Annotated in this window: 27 protein-coding genes and 1 other RNA gene; 12 read left to right on the forward strand and 16 right to left on the reverse strand. The window is 67.5% G+C overall.

The annotated features are described in order from the left end of the window. Together N7367_RS16980 and N7367_RS16985 are read right to left on the reverse strand one after the other, a co-directional pair. Nucleotides 1-386: DUF488 family protein (locus tag N7367_RS16980; protein ID WP_279942837.1), on the reverse strand; the 386-nt coding region annotated here is incomplete at its 3' end. A gap of 8 nt (nt 387-394) precedes the next feature. Next, nucleotides 395-1,651 (reverse strand): 6-phosphofructokinase, encoded by a 1,257-nt coding sequence (locus tag N7367_RS16985; protein WP_053519209.1) that lies wholly within the window; start codon nt 1,649-1,651, stop codon nt 395-397. A gap of 135 nt (nt 1,652-1,786) precedes the next feature. Here N7367_RS16985 and N7367_RS16990 point away from each other — a divergent pair, with 135 nt between their 5' ends. The 3 genes from N7367_RS16990 to N7367_RS17000 all read left to right on the forward strand — a co-directional run bounded on the left by N7367_RS16990 (nt 1,787) and on the right by N7367_RS17000 (nt 4,612). Continuing rightward, complete coding sequence (locus N7367_RS16990; protein ID WP_053519211.1) at nt 1,787-2,350, forward strand: adenylate kinase; 564 nt, start codon at nt 1,787-1,789, stop codon at nt 2,348-2,350. Between the two features lie 322 nt (nt 2,351-2,672). Continuing rightward, nucleotides 2,673-4,037, forward strand: coding sequence for a UDP-N-acetylmuramate:L-alanyl-gamma-D-glutamyl-meso-diaminopimelate ligase (gene mpl / locus N7367_RS16995; RefSeq protein ID WP_279942838.1), 1,365 nt, complete (start codon nt 2,673-2,675; stop codon nt 4,035-4,037). Next, a complete protein-coding gene (locus N7367_RS17000; protein ID WP_065175087.1) occupies nt 4,034-4,612 on the forward strand; it encodes an LON peptidase substrate-binding domain-containing protein in 579 nt (192 codons plus the stop codon). Before mpl ends, N7367_RS17000 begins: the two co-directional genes overlap by 4 nt. A gap of 85 nt (nt 4,613-4,697) precedes the next feature. Here N7367_RS17000 and N7367_RS17005 read toward each other — a convergent pair whose 3' ends face one another. Next, a complete protein-coding gene (locus N7367_RS17005) occupies nt 4,698-6,695 on the reverse strand; it encodes a bifunctional DedA family/phosphatase PAP2 family protein (RefSeq protein WP_279942839.1) in 1,998 nt (665 codons plus the stop codon). An 85-nt stretch (nt 6,696-6,780) separates the two neighbouring features. On the opposite strand from N7367_RS17005, the gene N7367_RS17010 reads away from it, so the two are divergent. Together N7367_RS17010 and N7367_RS17015 are read left to right on the forward strand one after the other, a co-directional pair. After that, on the forward strand, nt 6,781-7,443 hold the full coding sequence (locus N7367_RS17010; protein WP_279942840.1) for a serine/threonine-protein kinase: 663 nt from the start codon (nt 6,781-6,783) through the stop codon (nt 7,441-7,443). Further along, nucleotides 7,440-7,946: a DUF2867 domain-containing protein gene (locus N7367_RS17015; protein ID WP_053519843.1), complete on the forward strand. Its 507-nt coding sequence runs from the start codon at nt 7,440-7,442 to the stop codon at nt 7,944-7,946. Before N7367_RS17010 ends, N7367_RS17015 begins: the two co-directional genes overlap by 4 nt. Before the next feature lie 34 nt (nt 7,947-7,980). Here N7367_RS17015 and N7367_RS17020 read toward each other — a convergent pair whose 3' ends face one another. Then, on the reverse strand, nt 7,981-8,664 hold the full coding sequence (locus N7367_RS17020; protein ID WP_279942841.1) for a hypothetical protein: 684 nt from the start codon (nt 8,662-8,664) through the stop codon (nt 7,981-7,983). 108 nt (nt 8,665-8,772) lie between these two features. Between N7367_RS17020 and N7367_RS17025 the strand changes: the two genes are divergently transcribed. Together N7367_RS17025 and N7367_RS17030 are read left to right on the forward strand one after the other, a co-directional pair. Beyond that, nucleotides 8,773-9,591, forward strand: coding sequence for an NAD(P)-dependent oxidoreductase (locus N7367_RS17025; RefSeq protein ID WP_053519841.1), 819 nt, complete (start codon nt 8,773-8,775; stop codon nt 9,589-9,591). Nucleotides 9,592-9,667: 76 nt separating this feature from the next. Further along, nucleotides 9,668-10,648 carry a YiiG family protein gene (locus N7367_RS17030; protein ID WP_193396841.1) on the forward strand — a complete coding sequence of 327 codons (981 nt, stop codon included), beginning with the start codon at nt 9,668-9,670 and terminating at the stop codon, nt 10,646-10,648. Nucleotides 10,649-10,753: 105 nt separating this feature from the next. Here N7367_RS17030 and N7367_RS17035 read toward each other — a convergent pair whose 3' ends face one another. Then, nucleotides 10,754-11,626 (reverse strand): ion transporter, encoded by an 873-nt coding sequence (locus tag N7367_RS17035; protein ID WP_279942845.1) that lies wholly within the window; start codon nt 11,624-11,626, stop codon nt 10,754-10,756. A gap of 63 nt (nt 11,627-11,689) precedes the next feature. Here N7367_RS17035 and N7367_RS17040 point away from each other — a divergent pair, with 63 nt between their 5' ends. Continuing rightward, on the forward strand, nt 11,690-12,916 hold the full coding sequence (locus N7367_RS17040; RefSeq protein WP_065175082.1) for an acetylornithine transaminase: 1,227 nt from the start codon (nt 11,690-11,692) through the stop codon (nt 12,914-12,916). 110 nt (nt 12,917-13,026) lie between these two features. Here N7367_RS17040 and N7367_RS17045 read toward each other — a convergent pair whose 3' ends face one another. Beyond that, nucleotides 13,027-13,629 (reverse strand): HAD-IA family hydrolase, encoded by a 603-nt coding sequence (locus tag N7367_RS17045; protein WP_065175081.1) that lies wholly within the window; start codon nt 13,627-13,629, stop codon nt 13,027-13,029. Nucleotides 13,630-13,752: 123 nt separating this feature from the next. Here N7367_RS17045 and azu point away from each other — a divergent pair, with 123 nt between their 5' ends. Then, nucleotides 13,753-14,202 (forward strand): azurin, encoded by a 450-nt coding sequence (gene azu, locus N7367_RS17050; protein WP_050509801.1) that lies wholly within the window; start codon nt 13,753-13,755, stop codon nt 14,200-14,202. A 159-nt stretch (nt 14,203-14,361) separates the two neighbouring features. Here the strand turns inward: azu and hemL are convergent, their stop codons facing one another. Together hemL and thiE are read right to left on the reverse strand one after the other, a co-directional pair. Then, nucleotides 14,362-15,651 (reverse strand): glutamate-1-semialdehyde 2,1-aminomutase, encoded by a 1,290-nt coding sequence (gene hemL / locus N7367_RS17055; protein WP_279942843.1) that lies wholly within the window; start codon nt 15,649-15,651, stop codon nt 14,362-14,364. Nucleotides 15,652-15,666: 15 nt separating this feature from the next. Continuing rightward, nucleotides 15,667-16,293 (reverse strand): thiamine phosphate synthase, encoded by a 627-nt coding sequence (gene thiE / locus N7367_RS17060; RefSeq protein ID WP_279942844.1) that lies wholly within the window; start codon nt 16,291-16,293, stop codon nt 15,667-15,669. A gap of 34 nt (nt 16,294-16,327) precedes the next feature. Here thiE and N7367_RS17065 point away from each other — a divergent pair, with 34 nt between their 5' ends. Continuing rightward, on the forward strand, nt 16,328-16,552 hold the full coding sequence (locus N7367_RS17065; protein WP_053519835.1) for a rubredoxin: 225 nt from the start codon (nt 16,328-16,330) through the stop codon (nt 16,550-16,552). Nucleotides 16,553-16,591: 39 nt separating this feature from the next. Here N7367_RS17065 and N7367_RS17070 read toward each other — a convergent pair whose 3' ends face one another. From N7367_RS17070 to N7367_RS17105, 8 genes are all read right to left on the reverse strand, one after another. Then, nucleotides 16,592-17,437, reverse strand: coding sequence for a SirB1 family protein (locus N7367_RS17070; protein WP_053519834.1), 846 nt, complete (start codon nt 17,435-17,437; stop codon nt 16,592-16,594). A 133-nt stretch (nt 17,438-17,570) separates the two neighbouring features. Continuing rightward, nucleotides 17,571-18,017, reverse strand: coding sequence for a DUF192 domain-containing protein (locus tag N7367_RS17075; protein ID WP_164150879.1), 447 nt, complete (start codon nt 18,015-18,017; stop codon nt 17,571-17,573). A gap of 23 nt (nt 18,018-18,040) precedes the next feature. Beyond that, nucleotides 18,041-18,688, reverse strand: a complete 648-nt coding sequence (gene rpiA, locus N7367_RS17080) for a ribose-5-phosphate isomerase RpiA (RefSeq protein WP_065175077.1) — start codon at nt 18,686-18,688, stop codon at nt 18,041-18,043. Between the two features lie 22 nt (nt 18,689-18,710). Beyond that, complete coding sequence (locus N7367_RS17085; protein ID WP_193396846.1) at nt 18,711-19,190, reverse strand: EVE domain-containing protein; 480 nt, start codon at nt 19,188-19,190, stop codon at nt 18,711-18,713. After that, on the reverse strand, nt 19,187-19,780 hold the full coding sequence (locus N7367_RS17090) for a 5-formyltetrahydrofolate cyclo-ligase (protein ID WP_053519830.1): 594 nt from the start codon (nt 19,778-19,780) through the stop codon (nt 19,187-19,189). Before N7367_RS17090 ends, N7367_RS17085 begins: the two co-directional genes overlap by 4 nt. An 83-nt stretch (nt 19,781-19,863) precedes the next feature. Continuing rightward, nucleotides 19,864-20,049: non-coding RNA, 6S RNA (ssrS, locus tag N7367_RS17095), on the reverse strand. 98 nt (nt 20,050-20,147) lie between these two features. Next, nucleotides 20,148-20,444: a cell division protein ZapA gene (locus tag N7367_RS17100; RefSeq protein ID WP_053519829.1), complete on the reverse strand. Its 297-nt coding sequence runs from the start codon at nt 20,442-20,444 to the stop codon at nt 20,148-20,150. Beyond that, on the reverse strand, nt 20,441-20,662 hold the full coding sequence (locus tag N7367_RS17105) for a TIGR02449 family protein (protein WP_279942846.1): 222 nt from the start codon (nt 20,660-20,662) through the stop codon (nt 20,441-20,443). Before N7367_RS17105 ends, N7367_RS17100 begins: the two co-directional genes overlap by 4 nt. 153 nt (nt 20,663-20,815) lie before the next feature. Between N7367_RS17105 and N7367_RS17110 the strand changes: the two genes are divergently transcribed. Both N7367_RS17110 and N7367_RS17115 read left to right on the forward strand, forming a co-directional pair. Beyond that, nucleotides 20,816-21,364, forward strand: coding sequence for a UPF0149 family protein (locus N7367_RS17110; protein WP_053519828.1), 549 nt, complete (start codon nt 20,816-20,818; stop codon nt 21,362-21,364). A gap of 5 nt (nt 21,365-21,369) precedes the next feature. Beyond that, on the forward strand, nt 21,370-22,692 hold the full coding sequence (locus N7367_RS17115; RefSeq protein WP_279942847.1) for an aminopeptidase P N-terminal domain-containing protein: 1,323 nt from the start codon (nt 21,370-21,372) through the stop codon (nt 22,690-22,692). Nucleotides 22,693-23,063: the final 371 nt, after the last annotated feature.

Below are 23,063 nucleotides of genomic sequence, written 5' to 3' on the forward strand. Positions count from 1 at the left end.
TCGGCCAGCTTCGCACCGCGGGCCACCAGCAGGTCACGCAGTGCCGAACGATGGCAGTGCGCCTCATCCTCGCAGTAGCAGCCCACGCTGATGTCGGTGTGCTGCGACAGCGCGGCCAGCAGATCCAGCGCGTGGGCTGCGTCGGGCGCCTTCATCTCGGCACGGTAGCTGCGGAAGAAGGCATTCCAGTCGGCTGCGGTGGTCGCCCCGCGAGCCTGTTTCACCCGTTCCGCGCTGGGCGACAACGTCGGGAACCAGACGTCGTACCAGTCCTGGCGGGCGAACTCGCTGCGTGGCACGCCGCGCGGCGGGCGGCGTACGGTGCCGATGCGCAGGCCTTCGCCCGGAACGCGCGGAGAACCGAGGCGGACGATCCGCAGGGCCATGATCGCAGTCAGACCTCGAAGGCCGGCAGCGTCTTCTTCACTGCCACGTTCTTCAGCGTCACATACTTCGGCAGGCCATCGGCGCCGTACGGCAGTGGCGCTTCGCCCTTGATCAACGGTGACAGATAGGCGCGCGCCCGGGCAGTGATGCCGAAGCCGTCGCGCCGGATGAAGCCGGCCGGCATCTTCTTCTCGTGGTTGGCGATCTTCGACAGCGGCGCGGACTCGATCTTCCAGCGGTACGGTGCGTCGCTGCTGCGCACGATCACCGGCATCACCCCGTTCTGGCCCTTCAATGCCAGTTGCACGGCCGCCTTGCCCACGGCCTGCGCCTGGTCCCAGTCGGTGCGGCTGGCGATGTGACGTGCCGAGCGCTGCAGGTAATCGGGCAGGGCCCAGTGCACCTTCAGCCCCAACTGGTCCTTGACCCGGCCAGCGAGGTGCGCGGCGACGCCGCCCAACTGCGAATGACCGAATGAATCCTTGCTGCCGCCGGCATCGGCGACGAAGCGGCCATCCGCCGTGGCGATGCCCTCGGAGGCCACGACCACGCAGTACCCGACGCGTTCGACCACCGCCTTGACCTTGGCCAGGAAGGCCGCCTCGTCATAGGCACGTTCGGGCAGCAGGATGATGTGCGGGGCCTCATCGTCGCCATTGCCGGCCAGGCCTGCGGCAGCGGCCAGCCACCCGGCATGGCGGCCCATCGCTTCGTAGATGAAGACGCGGGTGGAGGTCTCGGCCATCGCCGCGACATCCAGCGCCGCCTCGCGCACCGACACCGCGGTGTACTTGGCCGCCGAGCCGAAGCCGGGGCAGGTATCGGTAACAGCCAGGTCGTTGTCGATGGTCTTCGGCACGCCGATGCAGGTCAGGTCGTAGCCGGAGGCCTTGGCCAGCTGCGAGACCTTCAGCGCGGTATCGGCCGAGTCGTTGCCGCCGTTGTAGAGGAACCAGCGCACGTCGTGCGCGCGCAGGACCTGCAGCAGACGTTCGTAGCGCGCACGGTCGGCATCGAGCGACTTCAGCTTGAAGCGGCACGAACCGAAGGCACCGCCCGGTGTATGGGCGAGGGCGCGGATGGCCGCCGCACTCTCCCTGCTGGTATCGATCAGCTCTTCGCGCAGGGCGCCCAGGATGCCGTTGCGGGCCGCCAGGACCTTGATGCCCTTGGCCCGGGCCTGTTCGATCACCGCCGCAGCGGTGGCGTTGATGACCGCGGTGACACCACCGGACTGGGCATAGAGGAGGGTACCGTTGCGCATGCTTCTACCTGCTCAGGGGAGGGACATTGCAGGGACATTACCCGGATGCGGTAAAGTGGCGCTATTGCGGTGCAGCGATACCGGACCGTCCGGGACGCGAACCTTCTTTGTTTTCAACACGTTGGAGTCAGGTCAATGCGATTGGTTCTGTTGGGACCGCCCGGTTCGGGCAAGGGGACACAGGCGACGCGCCTGAAGGACAAGCTGGGCATCGCCCATATCTCGACCGGTGACATGCTGCGTGCGGAGATCGCTGCGGGCTCGGAGCTGGGCAAGCAGGCGAAAGCGGTGATGGATGCCGGCAATCTGGTGTCGGACGAGATCCTGCTGGGCATGCTTGAGTCGCGGCTGGCCCAGGCGGATGTCGCCAAGGGCTTCATCCTGGATGGCTACCCGCGCAACGTGGCGCAGGCCAATGCGCTGGACGGCCTGCTGGCCAAGATCGGTCAGCCGCTGGATGCGGTGGTGCAGCTGGATGTGGCCACCGAACTGCTGGTCGAACGCATCGCCGGCCGCGCCAAGGAGCAGGGCCGCGCCGACGACAATCCCGAATCGGTGCGCCAGCGCCTGCAGGTCTACAACGACCAGACCGCGCCGGTGGTGGATTTCTATGCAGGCCGGGGCACCCTGGCCCGCGTCGATGGCGTCGGCGAGCTCGACGAGATCGAAGCCCGCATCCTGGCCGCGATCAAGGCCTGAACCAGGCGCGCGGCCGGCTGCGGTCGGCATGTAGAACACAGGCCTGGTCCTTGCGGACCAGGCCTGTGTCGTTTTCATAGGTGCCAGCGGAGGGCTTGCTCAGGGCCCCGCAGCATGAGCTCCCTTGGGGATGGCCTCTTGGGGAGTAGGACCGGTTCGGGTACTGCGGCTGGCAATCCGAATTGTGTCCGGGTTCACAGAACATCGCTATCAGGAATTCCCTGACAGGTGGCTGGAGTTTTCTCACATCGGGTGTAGGACTTGTCTGACCCCATTACGGACATTGGCCCTATACAGCCGTGATCGGTCACAATCCTCGCTCATGAGCAGCGTACATATCCTTGCAATCGCCGGCACCTTCATGGGTGGCGTGGCCGCCCTGGCGCGGGAACTGGGCCATACGGTCAGCGGCAGTGACCAGGCCATCTATCCGCCGATGTCGACCCAGCTGGAGCAGCTGGGCATCACCCTGGACCAGGGCTACCGGGTCGACAGCGTGCCGGCGGGCACCGACCAGGTGGTGATCGGCAACGCGCTCTCGCGTGGCAACCCGGCCGTGGAGGCCGTGCTCGACGCCGGCCAGCGCTACAGCTCCGGCGCGCAGTGGCTGTCCGAGCAGGTGCTGCCGGGCCGCGACACGCTGGCTGTGGCCGGCACCCACGGCAAGACCACCACCACGACCATCCTCACCTGGCTGCTGGAGAATGCCGGTCGCGCACCGGGTTTCCTGATCGGTGGCGTGGCCGAGGATTTCGGCGTTTCCGCCCGCCTCGGCCAGGGCCGTGAGTTTGTGGTGGAAGCCGATGAGTACGACACCGCCTTTTTCGACAAGCGCAGCAAGTTCGTCCACTACCGGCCGCTGGTCGCCATCCTCAACAATCTCGAATACGACCACGCCGACATCTTCCCGGACGTGGCCGCGATCCAGCGCCAGTTCCACCATCTGGTGCGCACCGTGCCGGCGCGCGGCCGTCTGATCGTCAACGGCGAGGACGTGCACCTGGCCGAAGTGCTGGCAATGGGCTGCTGGACGCCGGTCGAGCGTTTCGGATTCGATCCGGCGCTGGAATGGCATGCCGAACTGCTGGCCGCCGATGGCAGCGCCTTCCGCGTGCACCACCACGGGCAAGCGCTGGGCGATGTGCAATGGTCGCTGCTGGGGCGGCACAACGTGCTCAATGGCCTGGCTGCGCTGGCCGCTGCACATGCGGTGGGCGTGGCACCGGCCGAGGTGATCCCGGCGCTGGCGCGCTTCCGCAGCGTCAAGCGGCGCATGGAAGTGATCGGCAGCCACGACGGCATCACCGTCTACGACGACTTCGCGCACCATCCCACCGCGATCGCCACCACCCTCGAGGGCCTGCGCGCCAAGGTGGGCGATGCACGCATCGTGGTGGCGATGGAACCGCGCAGCAATTCGATGCGGCTGGGCGCACATGCACACGCGCTTGCGCCCTCGCTGGCGCTGGCCGACGAGGTGGTGTTCCTGCATCGTCCCGAGCTGGCCTGGGACGCAGCGTCGGTGATCGCAGCGGTGCGCGGCCACGCGCACGCGGTACCCGATACCGACGCATTGCTGGTACAGCTGCAGGAGCGCGTGCACCGCGGTGACCACGTGGTGTTCATGTCCAATGGTGGCTTCGACGGCGCGCCGCGCCGTTTCCTCGCAGCATTGCAGGCGCGATGAGCACGGACGCGTCACTGCCCCTGTTCCCGCTGCACGCCACCCTGCTGCCTGGCGCGGCGATCGGCCTGCGCGTGTTCGAGCGCCGCTATCTGGACCTGATCCGCGACAGCGGCCGCAGTGCGGAGGGATTCGGCGTCTGCCTGATCCTTGATGGCCAGGAGGTCGGTGCGCCGGCAACGCCGGCCGCCTACGGTGTGCAGGTACGCATCGAGGACTTCGATGTCGGCGCCGACGGCGTGCTGCAGCTGCGCCTGCGCGGTACCCGTCGCTTCCATGTCGAGCGCACCCGGGTGCGCGACAACGGCCTGGTGGTGGCCGATGTGCGCTGGTGCGAAGAAGACCCGGATGACGAGCTGCGTCCACAGCATGCGCTGCTGGCCACCGTTCTGGGTCACATCATCGAGCAGGCCGGCGAAGCCTACGCTCCGGCCAACCCTGCGTTGCTGGACCAGGCAAGCTGGGTCGGCTGGCGCCTGGCCGAGCTGCTGCCGTTGAGCGAACAGCAGCGCCTGCAACTGCTGCAGATGGACGATCCGCATCAGCGCCTGCAGCAGCTGCTGGGCTGGATGCCGTAAAGAATCATCCCGCGCGGTAGCGCCGGGCCACGCCCGGCGGCATCCGGAACCCGCGCGGTAGCGCCGGGCCACGCCCGGCCGCTCCTCATGGCGCGATGGTCTTCAACCGCAGTACCGGCAACCCGGTTTCGCCGTGCACATCCTCGCGTTGCGGCAGTTCCTGCACGGCGTCCTTCACCGCGTTCAAGGCCGGATCCACGCCGCGCAGCGGATGCCACATGCCGATCCACTGGAAGTGGCGCTCGTAGCGCAGGGTCTGTGCGCTGCCCAGCCACAGTGGCGTGTCGCCCGGCTGCAGCTGCACGGCGGCCGGCCACAGGCGCAGCACGTAGCGCTCGTCCGGACGCGCCCCCTGGCGCACCATCAGCAATGCTTCCACGCGCGTGTCCAGCGTTGCCGGCAAGACCGGCAGCTGCTCCGCACCGGTGTCCTTGTCCAGCATCAGCAATGCTTCCTGCCAGCCGGCCTGCTGCTGCAGCGTCCAGCCACGTGCCTCCAGCTGTGCCTGCAACGGGGCCAGGGGACCGGCGACCTGCACATCGAGCGGCCAGCGCTGGTCATCGTCGAACTCGTTGCGGCGCGCCGGCAGCGCGGACCAGTCGTGCTGCCACCACGCCTGCATATCCATCGCCTGCGCGGCGGGCAGGGACGGCTCGAAACGTTCCAGCTTCACCGGGATGTTGCGCGGCGCATACCACATCGCGGCCACGGCGAAGACGCCGTAGAACAGCCAGGCGACCGGTTTGACCCAGAACGACCGGTTGAACCGGCGGCGGTAAGCGATGCCCAGCACCAGCAGCCAGAACGTGCCGAACAGCATGCCGCCGATCACATCGCTCAGCCAGTGTGCGCCCAGATACAGGCGCGAGAAGCCGATCAGGCTGACCACGATGCCCGATACGAGGTACGGCCAGACGCGGGTGCGGCCGGGCATCTCGCGCGCGATCAGGACCGCGAAGAAGCCGAAGGTGATGGTGGCCATGGTCACCGATACCGACGGGAAGCCGAAGCCGCTGCTGGCGTCGACCGGGCGGACCACATCCACGGTCGCGCCGAGCAGCAGCGTCAGGGCCAGGCCGAAGGCGAGCGCGGCCAGCCAGTGCGCCGCAGCCATCCAGCGCCGGCGCCAGATCAGGTAGCCCATCGCCGCGGCGGTGGCCGGCAGCAGTACCGGCCATGCGCCGAGCGAGGCCAGCGCCGCCATCGGGTAGTCGGCCAGCGGGTTGCGCAGCGCCAGCATGGCCTGGTGCACCAGCAGATCGACCGCAAGCGGTTCACCGTGCGCGACCACCAGTGTGAGCAGTGCGAACCAGCCCCAACCGAGCAGCAGCAGCATCAGTGCCAGCATCGCCAACGGCACCGACTCGCGCCGCTTCGGGTCGAGCACGCCGACCGTGTAACGGCCCAGAGTCGGATGGCGGTTGGACCAGTCGAGCAGGCGCGACAGCCAATGATCCATGCGCGCGGCGGACCAGCGGTAGCCGTACAGCACGATCGCCCAGACCAGGCTGAGGATCACCGCGAGCAGGCCGACCACCACCACCAGGCGACCTGCCACGGCCGCGACCGCGTCATAGGCTTCGCCCAGGATCCAGCCTGGCGCCAGGAACAGCACGGCCCAGGAAATGCTGGCGATGCCGCTGGCCTGCATGTAGCGGCTGGCGGGCATGTTCATCATGCCGGCGATGGCGGGGACGAACGGCCGGATCGCGCCGACGTAGCGGGCCACCAGAATGCTCTTGAAGGCATTGCGGCGGAACAGGTTCTCGCCACGGTCCAGCAGTTGCGGGTAGCGGCTGAACGGCCACACGCCGCGCAGGCGATCGCCCCAGCGGCGGCCGATCCAGTAGCTGATGCCGTCGCCCGCGAACGCACCCAGCGCTGCCGCAGCGACCGCGTACGGCCCGGAGATCTGGCCAAGGCCGATGAACACGCCCACGGCGAACAGCAGGGGCAGTGCGGGCACGATGGCGCCGAGAATGATGACCGCATCGCAGAACGCGATCAGAAAAATGACCGCGCCCGCCAGCACGGGATGAGCGGCAATCCACGCGAGGGTGGCGTCGATCCATGAAGAGTCCATTGCCCGATTATAAAGGCGTGAAGGTGACTGGTTCCCAGCCGCTTGCCGACCGTTTGCCACCGTCGGCATCGCCTAGAATGGCGCCATGCCGCATTCGCCAGACGTCCCACCACATGCATTGAAGGCCGACAGCTTCGGCCGCATCCTTCGTATGGATGGCCCCGACGGGCTGTTCGTGCGCCGCGATCTGGGGGCGACGCCGCTGTGGCTGCGCCTGCCGGCGTGGTGGCTGGCGCGGCGCGAAGCACGCGCGCTGCGCCATATCCACGGCATGGCCGATGTCCCGCAGCTGATCGATTGGGATGGCCGCCATCTGGATCGCAGTTTCATGGCCGGCGATGCCATGTACCAGCGCCCGCCGCGCGGCGACCTCGCCTGGTTCCGCGCCGCGCGGCGCCTGCTGCAGCAGTTGCACCGGCGCGGCGTCGCCCACAACGACCTGGCCAAGGAGGCCAACTGGCTGGTCACCGAGGATGGTCGTCCGGCGCTGATCGACTTCCAGCTGGCGGTGATCGGCAATCCGCGCTCGCGCTGGATGCGCCTGCTGGCCCGCGAGGATCTGCGCCATCTGCTCAAGCACAAACGCATGTACTGCCGCGAGTCATTGACGCCGGTGGAGAAGCGCGTGCTCAAGCGCACGTCGTGGGTACGCGAACTGTGGTTCGCCACCGGCAAGCCGGTCTACCGCTTCGTCACACGGCGCATCCTGCACTGGGAAGACAACGAAGGGCAGGGGCCGAAGCCGTGAGACGGTGGAACGTAGTGACCACGCTGCCGAGCGCGGCCAGCGTCCTGCATCCGCAGCTGGCGGGTGCGGGTTTCGTGCATGCCTGCCGCGTCGCCACCCATCGACAGGGGCGCAGTGCACTGCAGGCCTATCGCGACATGGCAGCGACGGTCCCCGCGTGGTTTGACGGGCTGATGGCGCTGCGCAACCAGGGCATGCGCCTGCTCGGGATGAAGGATCTGGGTTCGCTGCGTGCGGTGCAGGCTGCGCAGCATCCGAGTCCCGGGCAGCGGCTCGGCATTTTCACCCTGCAGTCGCTGCACGATGATGCCATCGTGCTGGAGGATGACGACCGGCACCTGCACGTGCAGCTGGCGCTGCAGTGGCAGGGTGACACGCTGGAAGTGGCGACGGTGGTGCATACGCACAACGCGTTCGGGCGCCTGTACATGCTGCCTGTGGACCCGATGCACCGGCTGATCGTGCCGCATCTGCTGCGCAGGCAGGTACGCGCGTACGGGTAGGCCGGGCCCGGCGGCACCCGGCGCCACCGGAGCGCTAGGGCGTTGCCGGCACCAGCTGCTGGCCAATGAAGTTCCGCTTGGCATCGAAGTCATAGCCGATCTGCAGCTGCCCCACATCCGGGCAGGCATGGCAGTCGCGCAGCGGCGTGCGGTACAGCAGGCGGATACCGCCGCCTTCCAGTGGTGCGGTGCCTGCGGCCTGCGCCGGTGCGAACGGCGTCGCCTGCGGGTTGGCCTTCAGCACTGCCTGCACAGTCGGGTCGGCGCGCAGCGCATCGTCCAGCTGCACCGCATCGACATCGATGCGCTTGCCGCCTGCATCCACCAGGCGCGTGCCTTGGTTGGTGTTGGCGCGGAAGGGATATTCAACCGTGGCCACGCCCAGTCCGTCATGCTCATGCCACGCGCTGACATAGGCCAGTTCGCCGCCGGTGGAAAGCTGCTCGGCGGCCGTGATTGCATCCGAGCTGGCGCCGCCGCTGCGCATCGCATCGCGCAGGCAGTCGCGCGTCGCCGCCTCGCCTCCCTGACGGCAGGCGTTGAGGTCGCCGTCCCACACCACCGCCTCGCTCCAGCGCATCCGGCCATCGGTCGCTGCCTTCTCCGCGCTGGGGGTGTCCGTGGCGACGGGTTCCTTGCCGGGCTCGGGCGAGCTGCCCTGGCAGGCGGTCATCAGGGCGAGTACGAGGGCAGGCAGCAGCAGACGGGAACGGCGCATGGCGTGGACCTCGTGCGTTGACTGGAGGCCCGAGTATCGTCAAGACCGGGTGAACTCCGCGTCGGCGCGGCATACTAGCCGCTCATTGCATACGCTGGAGTCTGGAACGTGGGCAGTCTGCAGGGCAAGACCCTTTTCATCACCGGTGCCTCGCGTGGCATCGGCCTGGCGATCGCGCTGCGTGCCGCGCGCGATGGTGCCAACGTGGCCATCGCGGCCAAGTCGTCGGTGCCGAACCCGAAGTTGCCGGGCACCATCCACAGCGCTGCCGATGCGGTGAATGCGGCCGGCGGCCAGGGCCTGGCGTTGAAATGCGACATCCGCGAGGAAGAGCAGGTGCAGGCGGCCGTCGCCGCTACGGTCGATACCTTCGGTGGCATCGACATCCTGGTCAACAATGCCAGCGCGATCTGGCTGCGCGGCACGCTGGAGACACCGATGAAGCGCTTCGACCTGATGCAGCAGGTCAATGCGCGTGGCAGTTTCCTGTGCGCACAGGCCTGCCTGCCGTACCTGCGGCAGGCCCCGAATCCACACATCCTCACCCTGGCGCCGCCGCCGAGCCTGGAACCGAAGTGGTGGGGTGCGCATACCGGCTACACGCTGGCGAAGATGGGCATGAGCTTCGTCACCCTCGGTCTTGCCGCCGAGTTCGGGCCGCAGGGCGTGGCGGTCAATGCGCTGTGGCCGCGCACGGTGATCGCCACCGACGCCATCAACATGATCCCCGGCGTTGACGCGGCGGGATGCCGCACGCCGCAGATCATGGCCGATGCCGCGCATGCAGTGCTGGTACGCGAAGCCGCGGGTTTCCACGGCCAGTTCCTGATCGATGACGAGGTGCTGGCACAGGCCGGCATCACCGACCTGTCCGGCTACGCGGTGGATCCGTCGCGGCCGCTGCTGCCGGATCTGTTCCTCGACTGATCCGATGCGAGTGTCATGATCGGCCAACTGCGATAGAATTCGCGGCTGTAATCGTTTTCAACAAGGATGTGCGTAGATGCTCCGTCGTACCACTGCAGCGCTGCTCGCTGCGTCGTTGTCGCTTGCCCTGGTCGCCTGTGGTGGCAAGCCGCCCGCCTCGTCCGGCACGTCCGACAAGGCCGATGCCGCGCCTACGCAGGATGCCCAGCAGCAGCTGACCGCCAAGCTCAACGCCTATATCGGCTGCTTCAACGCGGTCGATTCCGAGGTGCATGGCAGCGCCCGCGCCTACACGGGCTGGATCAAGGATCTGGAGGCCGGTCCGAGCGGACGCGAGACCCGTGTGTACGGACCAAGCGAGATCGACGACTACGACATGAAGCAGTGCGACGCACCGATCACCGAGGCGATCGCGGCCCAGCCCGCGCTGCCGGAACTCGATGCGGCGGCTGGCCGCTACCTGCAGGCGCTGAAGGCACTGGTGCCGGTCAGCCATGAGGCACACGACTACTACGAGCGCCAGGATTACGAGGACGACCAGTTCGCCAAGGGCAAGCAGCTGCACGCGCCGCTGATGGCTGCGTTCAAGGCCTTCGCCGGCGCCAGCGAAACGTTCAACGTTGAACTGGAACGCCAGAACGATGCTGCCCAGCGCGAGCACCTCAAGGCGCTGGAACAGGCCGAGGGCCGCACCCGCGAGTACTACCGGTTGGCGATGATGCTGGAAGCGAAAGCGATCATGGACCTGATGGGCGACGACGATTTCGATCCGGCGCAGGCCGATGAACGGCTGCAGGCCTTCAATCGCATTTCCGACGAAGCACATGCCAAGGTGGCCGATCAGGAACCGGGCAAGCTGGACTGGAACAGCTTCGAGCGCGAGGCCGAGAACTTCCGTCGCGAAGGCAAGGAGCGCCTGCAGCGGGTCAGCAGCAAGACCCCGTACAACGACTTCGAGCGGCGCATGCTGGATTCGCCGTCGATGGCCCCGCGGGGTTCGGCCGGGCGACTGCTGCATGTCTACAATGCGCTGGTGTTCCAGAGCAACCGGCAGTAGATCCGGGCGACAGTCCAGTGTGCCGACACACTGGTCAGTGCCAGCAATCAGATGCGCTGAGGCGGGAGCGGCGGCAGGCCGCTCACCGCCCCGCGCAGGTACGGGTCAGCGGTTGAAGGTTTCCGGCAGCGCGTTGCCGCAGGCCCGGCAGTGGCGTGCATCCGGTTCGTGGCCTTCCAGCCCGCAGTGCGGGCAGCCCCGGGCATCGCGGCGTGCCGCCAGCTCGGCCTCGCGCATGGTGCTGGCCAGTTCGGCGGTGTAGATGCCGGTGGGCACGGCGATGATGCTGTAGCCGATCAGGATCAGCACGGACGTGACGAAGCGGCCGAGCACGGTCTGCGGCACGATGTCGCCGAAGCCGACCGTGGCCATGGTCACCACCGCCCAGTACATGCTGGCAGGAATGTTGCTGAAGCCGTTCTCCGGTCCTTCGATCACGTACATCAGCGCGCCGGCGATGATGGTGATGGTGATCACCGTGAACAGGAACACCAGGATCTTCCGCCGGCTGCGCCACAGCGACTGCATCAGCACGCCGCTTTCTTCGATGTAGCGGGTCAGCTTGAGGATGCGGAACACACGCAGGATGCGCAGTGCACGCACCACCAGCAGGCTCTGCGCGCCGGGGATGAACATCGACAGGTACGCGGGCAGGATCGACAGCAGGTCGATGATGCCCCAGACGCTCACGGCATAGCGCAGCGGACGCTTGACCACCGCCAGCCGCAGCAGGTACTCGGCGGTGAAGATGAGGGTGAAGCCCCACTCGAGCACGTACAGGCCGGTGGACCACTCGGCATGCAGGTGCTGCACGCTGTCGATCATCACCACCAGGATGCTGGCGATGATGGTCACCACCAGCAGCAGGTCGAAATTGCGTGAGGGCCGGGTATCGTGCCGGTAGATGATGTCGAACCACTGGCGGCGCCAGCCGGTTTCGGTGGCGGGGTTCAGCTGGGGGGCGGAGAACGGTCGCATGGGCGCATTGTGCCGCAGGGGTTCCGGCGCGAGAATGGGCATTCCTGAATCCTGCCGACTGCCATGACCGCCGCGACCGACCCGCTGATCTCCCTTTCGCACTACTACCTGCCGGTCTACAAGCCTCGCCAGGTGGTGCTGGAGCGTGGCCAGGGCGCCCGCGTGTGGGACAGCCAGGGCCGTGAGTTCATCGACCTGGCGGCCGGTATCGCCGTGTGCGGCCTGGGCCACAACGACCCGGATCTGGTGGCGGCGCTGGTCGAGCAGGCCGGCAAGCTCTGGCACACCAGCAACGTGTTCTACAGCGCACCGCCGCTGCACCTGGCGGAAGAGCTGGTGAAGGCCAGCCGCTTCGCCGAGCGCGTGTTCCTGTGCAATTCCGGCGCCGAAGCCAATGAAGTGGCGATCAAGATGGTGCGCAAGTGGGCCTCCAGCCAGGGGCGGCCGGCTGACAAGCGGGTGATCATCACGTTCCGCGGCAGCTTCCACGGCCGCACCCTGGGCGCGGTGACCGCCACCGCCCAGCCGAAGTACCAGGAAGGCTATGAGCCGCTGCCCGGTGGCTTCCGCTACATCGACTTCAACGACGAAGTGCAGCTGGAAACGGCGATGGCCGCGGGCGACGTGGCGGCGGTGATGCTGGAGCCGGTGCAGGGCGAGGGTGGCGTGATGCCGGCCAAGTCCGGCTTCCTCAAGCGCGTGCGCGAGCTGTGCGACCAGCACGGCGCGCTGCTGGTGCTGGATGAGATCCAGGCGGGCATGGGCCGTACCGGCACGCTGTTCGCGCACTGGCAGGATGACGTGGTGCCGGACATGGTCACCCTGGCCAAGGCGCTGGGAGGCGGCTTCCCGATCGGCGCGATGCTGGCCGGCCCGAAGGTCGCCGAGACCATGCAGTTCGGTGCGCACGGCACCACCTTCGGTGGCAATCCGCTGGCTGCTGCCGTCGCCCGCGTAGCGCTGCGCAAACTGTCCTCGCCTGAGATCGCCGCCAATGTCAGCCGCCAGTCGAAGGCGCTGCGCGATGGTTTCGCCCGCATCAGCGAGGAATTCGGCGTGTTCAGTGGCGTACGCGGTCGCGGCCTGATGCTGGGCGCGGTCCTGGCCAAGGACTTCGCCGGGCAGGCCGGTGCCATCCTCGATCACGCGGCCGAACACGGCCTGCTGACCTTGCAGGCCGGTCCGGACGTGCTGCGCTTCGTGCCGTCGTTGAACATCACCGACGAGGAAGTGGCCGAGGGCCTGAAGCGCCTGCGTGCCGCTGTTGCAGCGTTCATCGCCGCACGCTGAAGCCTTGGCGCTGACCCCGTTGCCGCGGAATCGCTGTAGAGCCGAGCCCATGCTCGGCTCATCTCCACGTCAGGCAACAGCAGCCGAGCATGGGCTCAGCTCTACAGCGGTCACGTGATCCGATAGCGTTTCAACACCTTGCCCAGCCCACGGCCATCGTGCACCGTTTCCGCGTGCAGCCCAGCGGCGCGTGCGCCGCGCACGTTGGCGAACAGGTCATCGACGAACAGCGTGTGCGCAGGCGCCGCATAAAGCATCTCCAGCGTGCGCAGGAACACCTCCGGCGCCGGTTTGCGCAGGCCGAAATCGGCGCCGCAGAACACGCGACCCAGCAGGGCAGGGAACAGCTCCGGCAGCAGGGAAGGCAACGCCTGCTTCATCAGCGCGCCATTGTTGGTCAGCACCGCCATCGGCAGCTGCAGGGCCTGCAGCCGTTGCAGGACTGCGCGCTGCGGATGGCTCGCGGCTTGCCGCGCTGCCGTCCAGGTGTCCACGTCGATGGTCCTGTGCAGAAGCTCTCCCAATCGCGCCAGATAGGCAGGGCCGCCCAGCGAGCCATTGTCATGCGCGGCTTCCAGCCCGCTGTCGTACAACGCGGCCTGCACGGCCTGCGTCGGAACCCCCAGCGCCTTCGCCAGATGCAGCACGCGTTGCGCGCGCTGGTAATGCACCAGCACGCCGTCTACATCCAGCAGCAACAGGTCGATCCGCATCGGCCGAGCATGCCATTGCGGCAAGTGTGCGGGAAACCCTGGAGTGGGCATGCGACAGACGGTCGCAGACGCGGCCACAGGGGGCTGCCTAGAATGGCGCTTGAATCCGCAGGAGAGGCAACGATGAAGGCTTGGATGGTGGCAGTGGGACTGGGCGCGCTGATGCTGGCGCCGTCGGCGATGGCGCGGGTGTGTGCGGTGAGCATCGACAGCACCGACCAGATGAGCTTCAGCAGCCGCGAGATCAAGGTCGCCGCCGACTGCACCGCCGTGGACCTGACCCTGCGCCACACCGGCAAGCTGGCCGCCACTGCCATGGGCCACAACTGGGTGCTGACCCGCAGTGCCGACTACCAGCCGGTGGCAATGGCGGGCATGCGCATGACCCTGGCCGACAGTTACCTGCCGAAGGCCGACAAGCGCGTGTTGGCGCACACCAAGGTGATCGGCGGCGGCGAGACAACGCGCGTGCGCTTCTCTACCCAGGGCCTGCAGAAGGGCGGTGACTACACCTTCTTCTGCTCGTTCCCCGGCCACTTCGCGATGATGAAGGGCACGTTCGTCTTTGGTTGATGCCGTTTGCAGCGTCGCACCATGCTCGACTGCTCTTTTCCGCGCTGCGTACGATGAGCCGGGCATGGCTCGGCTCTACACGTTGCAGTAGATCCACGCCAGGCGTGGATACGGTGCAAGGCAGTGCCAACCAAGGTTGGCACCCGCCATGGGCAGGGCTCAGCCCTTGGCGGCCTTGAACGCCACGCGTGCAGCGGCCAGCGTCGCTTCGATCACCGCATCGTCGTGCGCACTGGACAGGAAGCCGGCCTCGTACGCCGACGGCGCCAGGAACACGCCCTGGTCCAGCATGGCGTGGAAGAAGCGGTTGAACGCCGGAATGTCACAGGCGGTGGCCTGCGCATAGGTCTCCACCTTCTCGCTGGTGAAGAACAGCCCGAACATCGCGCCGACCCGGGTCGTGGTCACGGCCACTCCGGCGTCTGCGGCCGCAGCTTCCAGGCCCTCGCACAGGCGTGCGGTGCGCTCGGCCAGGTCGGCGTGGAAGCCGGGCTGCTGGACCAGTTCCAGCATTGCCAGGCCGGCCGCCATCGCCACCGGATTGCCGCTGAGCGTGCCGGCCTGGTAGATCGGGCCGGCGGGGGCGATCTGCTGCATCAGGTCGCGGCGACCGCCATAGGCGCCCACCGGCATGCCGCCGCCGATGATCTTGCCGAAGGTGGTCAGGTCCGGCGTGATCCCGTAATGCGCCTGCGCGCCGCCGAGCGCCACGCGGAAGCCGGTCATCACTTCATCGAAGATCAGCAGTGCGCCGTGTTGCGTGCACAGCTCGCGCAGGTGCTGCAGGTAGCCCTCGCGTGGCGGGATGCAGTTGGCGTTGCCCACCACCGGTTCGATGATCAGGCCGGCGATCTCGCTGCCCTGTGCCTCGAACAGTGCGGTGGCGGCCTCGAAGTCGTTGTAGGGCAGGGTCAGGGTGAGTTCGCTCAGGCCTGCCGGAACGCCCGGCGAGGTGGGCACACCGAGGGTCAGCATGCCGCTGCCGGCCTTGACCAGGAACGAGTCGCCATGGCCGTGGTAACACCCTTCGAACTTGACGATGCGGTTGCGACCGGTGGCACCGCGCGCCAGGCGGATCGCCGACAGGGTCGCTTCGGTGCCGGAGTTGACCATCCGCACCATCTCGCAGGACGGCACCAGGCGGGTGATGGTCTCGGCCATGGTCACTTCGGCGGCGCACGGCGCACCGAACGAGAGGCCCTGTTCGACGGCCTTCTTCACCGCCTGGCGTACGGCCGGATGATTGTGGCCGACGATCATCGGACCCCAGGAACCGACATAGTCGATGTAGCGGTTGCCGTCCACGTCGTACAGGTAGGCGCCATCGGCGCGCTCGACGAAGAAGGGCTCGCCGCCGACCGACTTGAACGCGCGGACCGGCGAATTGACGCCGCCCGGCAGCAAGTGCTGGGCACGGGAGAACAGGGCGTGGGACTGGTCGTGGTTCATCGGGTTTCCTGGGTGTTACCGGAACTGGGCGAGGTAGGCGCGCTGGGTGGCGACCGGGTCCGCTGCGGCGTAGATGCCGCTGACCACGGCCACCAGGTCGGCGCCGGCCTCGATGAGGGGACCGACATTGTCCGGCGTCAGGCCGCCGATCGCCACCCGCGGTACGCCCAGTGCGCCGCTCTGCCGCAGCAGATCGATGTGGGCACGGCTGGTGGTGATCTTGGTGGTGGTCGGAAAGAAGGCGCCGAAGGCCACATAGCTGGCGCCAGCGCCTGCGGCGGCCTCGGCGTTGGCCAGCTGGTCGTAGCAGGAGGCGCCGATGATGGCGTCGGCACCGAGCAGGGCGCGCGCGCTGGCGATGTCGCCGTCGGTACCGCCCAGATGCACGCCGGCTGCGCCCACGGCCCGGGCCAGTACCGGGTCATCATTGACGATCAGCGGCACGCCGTGCTCTGCGCACAGCGCCTGCAGTGCGGTGGCCTGTTCCAGCCGCAGCGCGTCGCTGGCGGTCTTGTTGCGGTACTGCAGCCAGGTGGCGCCGGCGGCCAGCAAGGGCGCGGTGCGGGCCAGCAGGCGTGCGGTGTCGGGCTCATCCGGGGTGATGAGGTAGACGCCACGGGGCGCCGGGGAAGCAGAGGTCATCGATGGCTACCGGTGAGTGGACCGCGATGGGACAATGGCGGCCCGTGAATTCAACCCCGATTATCCGATGAGCGACGCCACCCCCACCACCCTGCGTACCTGGATGTGCGTGGTCTGCGGCTTCCTTTACCACGAGGCCGACGGCCTGCCGGAAGAGGGCATTGCGCCGGGCACGCGCTGGGAAGACATTCCGGACACCTGGACCTGCCCCGACTGCGGCGTCACCAAGGCCGATTTCGAGATGGTCGAGGTCGATTGACGGACGTGGGGCGGGCCGCAGGTCCGCGCACCGGCCGCCTCAATGCAGCCGTGGCATCGGCCCGCCCAGATCGATCAGCTTCTCGCGCAGCCACTGCGCGTCGCTGGCCTCGGGATTGCGCTTGAGGTACTGCCCCAGATCGTGCCGGGCTCCCGTCAGGTACTCCAGCTGCAGGTAGGCCAGGCCCCGGTCGCGCAGGGCGTCGTCCTGCTCCGGCGCCAGCTTCAGCAGGCGGTCGGCACTGCGCGCGGCACGGTCCCATTCACCGGCCTCGGCATACACACCGTGCAGGTTGCGCAGCATCCGCATCAGGATCGCGCGGGACGGTGCCGGATCGAGAATCTGCGCCAGCACCTGGTCGTCGGGCATCTGCCCGCCCAGATGTGACTTTGCGCGCTCGCGCAGTTCGTCCACATCCAGCGGCCGTCCGCCATTGAACGGGTCCATCACCAGGACACCATCATCCACCGGCAGGCGCACCAGGAAGTGGCCGGGGAAGGACACGCCGTCCAGCGGAATGCCCAGCCGCCGCGCGACCTCCATCTGTACCAGCGCCAGCGAGATCGGATTGCCGAGCCTGCGCTCGAATACCTGGTTGAGATAGCTGTTGCGCGGATCGTAATACTCGTCGTGGTCGCCGCTGTAGCCCAGTTCGTCGAACAGGTGGCGATTGATCGCGGCCATTTTCAGCGGACTGCGCTCGATGCTGTCCACTTCGGCGCGAAGGTGGTCGACATGGCTCTGGATCAGCGCGTCGTAGGTGGACGGCTGCAGATCCGGATATTCATCGCGCGCGATCAGCAGCGCGGTCGGCAACAACGGCAGCGCCTCGTCTTCGAGGTCGGCCAGTGCATCCCAGTCGGGGAGTGTGATCCGGTCCGGCATGGTCACAGACTGGCGGCAATCGCAGACGGATTCAAGCGGTGTGGCGTGAAAAATCCAGGGGTCAGATCCCGTCCGCGTGCGAAAGGGATCCGACCCCGACCGGGGTGCCGGCCGGCCGCCGGGCCGCGTGGGCCTACTTCTCGATGCCCGGGCCGAAGGTCAGTTCGGTACCGTCCTTCAGCTTGAGCTTCTCGGCCTGGCCGGCGTTGAGTTCCAGCACGTACCGGGCCGGGCCGCCGCTGGGATAGGGCGGGCACATGTCGCCGGCCGAGCAGGGCGGCACGTCGCGCTGCTGGCTCACCAGCCGGCGCTGGCTGTCGAAGTACAGGATGTCCAGCGCGATCTTGGTGTTCTTCATCCAGTACGCCTGCATTTCCTCGCGGTCATGGATGAACAGCATGCCGTGGTCAACGGGCATCTGGTCGCGGAACATCAGCCCGCGTGCGCGGGCCTCATCATTGGTTGCCAGCTCCACGTGGTAGCGGGCGCCGTCCAGTTCAACCCAGTGACGGGCCGCATCGGTGGCACAGCCGGCCAGGGCCAGCAAGGGAAGCATCAGCAGCGAACGCAGCAGCGACATCGTCAGGATCCTTCGCGTGAGGGTCAGAGCACGACCGGCGGTTCGCCGCCGATGATCACCACGTCGGCACGGCGACGGGCAAACAGGCCGACGCAGACCACGCCCGGCAGCTGGTTGAGTTCGCGCTCGAGCTTTTCCGGATCGGTGATCTGCAGGTTGTGGATGTCCAGGATCTGGTTGCCGTTGTCGGTGACCACGCCCTCGCGCCAGGTCGGCTGGCCCCCGGTCATGTCGCGGATCTGCCGGGCCACCAGGCTGCGTGCCATCGGAATCACTTCCACCGGCAGCGGGAACCTGCCCAGCACCGGGACCTGCTTGCTCGGGTCGACGATGCAGACGAAGCGCTCGCTGGCCTCGGCAATGATCTTCTCGCGGGTCAGTGCAGCGCCACCGCCCTTGATCAGGCACTTGCCGGGATCGCACTCGTCGGCGCCGTCGACGTACAGCGACAGGTTGCCGGTGTGGTTCAGCTCGATCACCTCGATCCCGTGCTGCTTCAGGCGCGCGGTGCTCTGTTCCGAGCTGGACACCGCACCCTTGATGCGATGCTGGATGCGCGCCAGCGCATCGATGAAATAGGCGACGGTGGAACCGGTGCCGACACCGACGATCATGCCGTCTTCGACGTACTCGATGGCTTTCTCGGCGGCCAGGCGCTTGGCTTCGGACATGGGAGCAACTCTCAGCAGGGAATCAGGATTTCTTTTCCAGCGACAGCAGCAGCTTCCACTGCGCGGCGGTCACCGGGAACACCGACAGGCGGTTGCCCTTGGCAACCAGCGGGAAGCCCTCGCCCAGCGCTTCAGCGTGCAGCTTGATCTCGTCCAGCGCGATCACCTGCCTGAGCTTGCGGTCGAAGGCCACGTCCACCAGCATCCAGCGCGGGTTCTCGCGCGTGCTTTTCGGGTCGTGGTAGTCGGATTTCGGGTCGAACTGGGTATCGTCCGGGTAGGCCGGGCTGGCCACCGTCGCCAGGCCGACGATGCCCGGTACCTTGGTATTGGAGTGATAGAACAGGATGCCGTCGCCGACCTGCATGCCATCGCGCATGAAGTTGCGCGCCTGGTAGTTGCGCACCCCGTTCCACGGCTCGACCTTGACCTTGGCCAGGTCATCGATGGAGAAGGCGTCCGGTTCGGACTTCATCAGCCAATAGCGCTTGCGGGCGGTCATGCGTTCACGGGGGCAGCGGAGGGGAACAGGGTGCCGGCTTCGGTGCAGATCGCATCCACCGGCACGTCCCACGACGCCACCGGCAAGGACTCGACCTGCTGCACCGCGAAGGCAGCACCGACCAGCCAGGGCGGCGCCGGCCGGTCGTGGCGGAAGGCGAAGCTGCGATCATACCAGCCGCCCCCCATGCCCAGCCGCCGGCACTGTGTGTCGAAACCCACCAGCGGGGTCACTACCAGCGCCATCTGCGCCGGTTCCAGCGTGTCTTCCACGGCCACGTCCGGTTCCGGAATGCCGTAGCGGTTGCCGGTCAGGGGCTGACCGGGCCGCCAGGGCGCGAAGCGCAGCGTGTCGCCGGCCAGCACCGGCAGGCAGTAGGTGAGTCCATCGGGCAGCTGCAGCTGCCAGCGATGCAGCGCGATCTCACCGTCCAGCGCCCAATAGCCGGCAACGTGGCCGTGAAGCGGCGCAAACGGCAACGCCAGCAGCCCATCGGCAAGGGCATCGGCGGCGGCGATGCGCTCGCTGGCGGAAAGGTCGCGGCGGCGTTGCCGCAGGTCGTGGCGCAGGGCCTGGCGCGGGTCGGTCATGGCAGCGTGCGGCAAGGAACAGCCGTCATTGTGCCGGAAAGAACAAGGGCGACGCCCGAAGACGCCGCCCTTGCTGGAATATTGCATTCTCCGCAATGTCGATGCATGCGAAACGACCTTGAACCCGGGGGCTCAAGTGGGAACGCTGGAGAACCATCGGGCTTCCCGCTACAAGGCGGACCTGCACTCCCGGCGCTGTCGCGCTCCCGGTGTCGTTCTTAAGGGACAAGGCGAATGTTTGCACATGCCGTCGAGTACCGCAGAGAACGCAGCGCCATTATAGCGGCCGGTCCTGATCTGGATAGGCCGTTCGTCGGCAACAGTCCGTGCCAATTCAGAAATGAGAAGACGCGTGTCGCGCGATCTGTCAGGGATTGCCGTCGATGGCGCGGTCCAGCCGCCGGTTCAGGTCGGCCAGCGTCTGCTGCAGGGCCACGGCCTGGCGGGCGTTCTCGTCACGCAGCAGCTGCAGTTCATGGGCCAGATTCAGTGCCGCCAGGACCGCGATGCGGTCGACCGCCGCCATGCGGTTGCTGCCACGGATCTCGCGCATCCGTGCGTCGAGCAGGCGCGCGGCCGCCATCAGGCTGTCGCGTTCATCGGCACCCACGCCGACGGTGTACTCGCGGTCGAGGATGCGGACGCTGACCGGTTCGGCGCTCATGTGTGCTGCTCCAGGGATTTGAGCCGGCTGATCATCGCTTCCACCCGCGAGCGCGCCTGTTCGTTCTTGGCCAGCAGCGTCGAGCGCTCGGCCACCAGCTGTTCCTGCTGGTGGCGCAGGCTGCGGTTCTCTTCGGCCAGGCGCTGGTTGCGTTCAAGCAACACTTCCACGCGGGCGGCGAAGTCCTGCAGCTGGGCAAGGGGATCGGCGGGTTCCATGCAGGCACGATAGGCAAGCCGGGTCAGGACGGTCAAGCGCTGTCGCAGCATGCCCGGATGGCCACGGGGAGGTCGCTATCGGGTTGCTACACTACAGGGCTCACGGGCGCGCGCGTGCGCGCTCGGGGTTTCCTTCTCCGAACGAGCCGCACGATGACCGAACTTCCCTCCGTCGACGACGTTTCCCGCGCCAGCCAGGACCTGGGCCTGGGCGCCACCGCTGCCGAGCTGCATGGCGGCCTGTGCGGCTGGCTGGCCGCCGGTGGAGCTCCCGGCAACGACTGGCCGGCGCGTGTGCTGGCCGACGACAGCCTGCCGCCGGTGGCGGCCGACAGCGCCCTCGGGCAGTTGTTGCAGGCCACCATCAAGCAGCTGGAGGACCGCGATTTCGCGTTCGAGCTGCTGCTGAGCGACAGCGAGGACGTGGCTGCGCAGGCCGACGCCATGTTCAGCTGGACCCGCGCCTTCCTGGGTGGATTCGGACTGGGCAGTGGCGGCCGTCGTCCGGCCCTGTCCGAAGAGGGCGAAGAGGCGCTGACCGACATGGCCAGCCTGGCGCGTGCTTCCAGCGAGGACTTCGAGGCAGGTGGCGAGGACGACGATGAGGCGCTGTCGGAGATCGAGGAATTCATCCGCGTGGCGGTGCTGCTGCTGCACGGCGATGTGGTGCTGGCCGCGCGCCACCGGCAGCGCCTGAACTGATGGACATCAAGCAGCGCACCGGCATCGCGGCCGGCGAGTACAAGCGTCGTCGCCGGCAGCTGATGGACATGGCCGGCGAAGACGCCATCCTGGTGCTGCCCGCCGCGTCCGAGAAGGTGCGCAGCCTGGATACCCATTACCCGTACCGGCAGGATTCGGACTTCCAGTACCTGAGCGGCTTCCCGGAGCCGGACGCCGTGCTGGTGCTGATTCCCGGGCGTCGTCACGGCGAGGCGATCCTGTTCTGCCGCGAACGCGATGCCGAGCGCGAGGCCTGGGACGGCAGCCGCGCCGGCCAGGAGGGCGCCGTGGCGCAGTTCGGCATGGACGATGCCTATCCGATCGACGATCTGGACGACATCCTTCCGGGCCTGCTGGAGGGACGCTCGCGCGTCTACTACCACTTCGGCCGTGACGCGGACTTCGACCTGAAGCTGATCGGCTGGGTCAACCGTGTCCGCTCCCAGGTGCGCCACGGTGCGCAGCCGCCGCACGAGTTCCTGGAGCTGGGCCACCTGCTGCATGAGCAGCGCCTGTTCAAGTCCGGCGCGGAGGTGGCGCTGATGCAGCACGCCGCCCAGATCAGCGTGCGTGCGCACCTGGCAGCGATGAAGGCGGCGAAAGCGGGCATCCATGAGTACGAGCTGCAGGCCGAACTGGAGCGCGTGTTCCGCGCCAGCGATGCGGTGCCGGCGTACTGCAGCATCGTCGGCGCCGGCCGCAACGGGTGCATCCTGCACTATCGCGACAACAAGGGGCGTGCGCGCGACGGCGAGCTGGTGCTGATCGATGCGGGTGCTGAGTACCGTGGCTACGCCAGCGACATCACCCGTACCTTCCCGGTGAACGGGCGCTTCAGCGCCGAGCAGCGCGCGCTGCATGATCTGGTCGGCCAGGCCCAGGCGGCGGCGCTGGCCCAGGCCCGGCCCGGCGTACCCTACGAAGCCGGCCACCTGGCGGCGGTGCAGACGCTGACCGAGGGCCTGCTGCGGCTCGGCCTGCTGAAGGGCACGCTGGAGAAGAATCTTTCCGAAGGCCTGTACCAGCGCTTCTACCGGCACAAGACCGGCCACTGGATCGGGCTGGATGTGCACGACGTGGGTGACTACCGCCTGGCCGGCGACTCGCGGCTGCTGGAGCCCGGTATGGCATTCACGATCGAGCCTGGCCTGTACATCGGCGTGGACGATACGACGGTGGAGCCGCGCTGGCGTGGCATCGGCATCCGCACCGAGGACGATGTGCTGATCACCGATGATGGCCATCGCGTGCTGACCGAAGGGCTGGCGCGGAGTGCGGACGAGATCGAAGCGGTGATGGCGGGTTGAGGGTTGCCGGCAGGGCTTGCAGCCCTGCACCTGCTCAATGCAACGGCCAAGGCCAAAGCCAAAGCGGGCATTCCGAGGGATGGCGGGGCACTGTGGATTTGCGGGGACGCCGTGAACCCGTCCATGGGGGCTTGGTCGCGGCATCCATGCCGCTCACACCCCGCAAATCCACAGTGCCCCGCCTTCGACAGGTTCACGCGGCTGTCGGTGGGGGCCGACCGTTGGTCGGCACATCTGTCAGATATCGAATGAATCATCCACGCATGGCGTGGTTCTACTGGTGATTGCGGCTGCTGGTAGGTGTCGACCTTGGTCGACACGGAGCGAGCGCAGCGAGCGACCCGCTTCTGCTTTTCTTTTTTCTTTTCCGT

This window comes from Stenotrophomonas sp. GD04145 (assembly GCF_029835135.1).
Lineage (GTDB): Bacteria > Pseudomonadota > Gammaproteobacteria > Xanthomonadales > Xanthomonadaceae > Stenotrophomonas > Stenotrophomonas maltophilia_P.

Coding starts and splice junctions, on each gene's coding strand:
- N7367_RS16985 (WP_053519209.1), bottom strand. CDS start 1,651: ATGCGCAACGGTACCCTCCTCTATGCCCAGTCCGGTGGTGTCACCGCG.
- N7367_RS16990 (WP_053519211.1), top strand. CDS start 1,787: ATGCGATTGGTTCTGTTGGGACCGCCCGGTTCGGGCAAGGGGACACAG.
- mpl (WP_279942838.1), top strand. CDS start 2,673: ATGAGCAGCGTACATATCCTTGCAATCGCCGGCACCTTCATGGGTGGC.
- N7367_RS17000 (WP_065175087.1), top strand. CDS start 4,034: ATGAGCACGGACGCGTCACTGCCCCTGTTCCCGCTGCACGCCACCCTG.
- N7367_RS17005 (WP_279942839.1), bottom strand. CDS start 6,695: ATGGACTCTTCATGGATCGACGCCACCCTCGCGTGGATTGCCGCTCAT.
- N7367_RS17010 (WP_279942840.1), top strand. CDS start 6,781: ATGCCGCATTCGCCAGACGTCCCACCACATGCATTGAAGGCCGACAGC.
- N7367_RS17020 (WP_279942841.1), bottom strand. CDS start 8,664: ATGCGCCGTTCCCGTCTGCTGCTGCCTGCCCTCGTACTCGCCCTGATG.
- N7367_RS17030 (WP_193396841.1), top strand. CDS start 9,668: ATGCTCCGTCGTACCACTGCAGCGCTGCTCGCTGCGTCGTTGTCGCTT.
- N7367_RS17035 (WP_279942845.1), bottom strand. CDS start 11,626: ATGCGACCGTTCTCCGCCCCCCAGCTGAACCCCGCCACCGAAACCGGC.
- N7367_RS17040 (WP_065175082.1), top strand. CDS start 11,690: ATGACCGCCGCGACCGACCCGCTGATCTCCCTTTCGCACTACTACCTG.
- N7367_RS17045 (WP_065175081.1), bottom strand. CDS start 13,629: ATGCGGATCGACCTGTTGCTGCTGGATGTAGACGGCGTGCTGGTGCAT.
- azu (WP_050509801.1), top strand. CDS start 13,753: ATGAAGGCTTGGATGGTGGCAGTGGGACTGGGCGCGCTGATGCTGGCG.
- hemL (WP_279942843.1), bottom strand. CDS start 15,651: ATGAACCACGACCAGTCCCACGCCCTGTTCTCCCGTGCCCAGCACTTG.
- thiE (WP_279942844.1), bottom strand. CDS start 16,293: ATGACCTCTGCTTCCCCGGCGCCCCGTGGCGTCTACCTCATCACCCCG.
- N7367_RS17065 (WP_053519835.1), top strand. CDS start 16,328: ATGGCGGCCCGTGAATTCAACCCCGATTATCCGATGAGCGACGCCACC.
- N7367_RS17070 (WP_053519834.1), bottom strand. CDS start 17,437: ATGCCGGACCGGATCACACTCCCCGACTGGGATGCACTGGCCGACCTC.
- N7367_RS17075 (WP_164150879.1), bottom strand. CDS start 18,017: ATGTCGCTGCTGCGTTCGCTGCTGATGCTTCCCTTGCTGGCCCTGGCC.
- rpiA (WP_065175077.1), bottom strand. CDS start 18,688: ATGTCCGAAGCCAAGCGCCTGGCCGCCGAGAAAGCCATCGAGTACGTC.
- N7367_RS17085 (WP_193396846.1), bottom strand. CDS start 19,190: ATGACCGCCCGCAAGCGCTATTGGCTGATGAAGTCCGAACCGGACGCC.
- N7367_RS17090 (WP_053519830.1), bottom strand. CDS start 19,780: ATGACCGACCCGCGCCAGGCCCTGCGCCACGACCTGCGGCAACGCCGC.
- N7367_RS17100 (WP_053519829.1), bottom strand. CDS start 20,444: ATGAGCGCCGAACCGGTCAGCGTCCGCATCCTCGACCGCGAGTACACC.
- N7367_RS17105 (WP_279942846.1), bottom strand. CDS start 20,662: ATGGAACCCGCCGATCCCCTTGCCCAGCTGCAGGACTTCGCCGCCCGC.
- N7367_RS17110 (WP_053519828.1), top strand. CDS start 20,816: ATGACCGAACTTCCCTCCGTCGACGACGTTTCCCGCGCCAGCCAGGAC.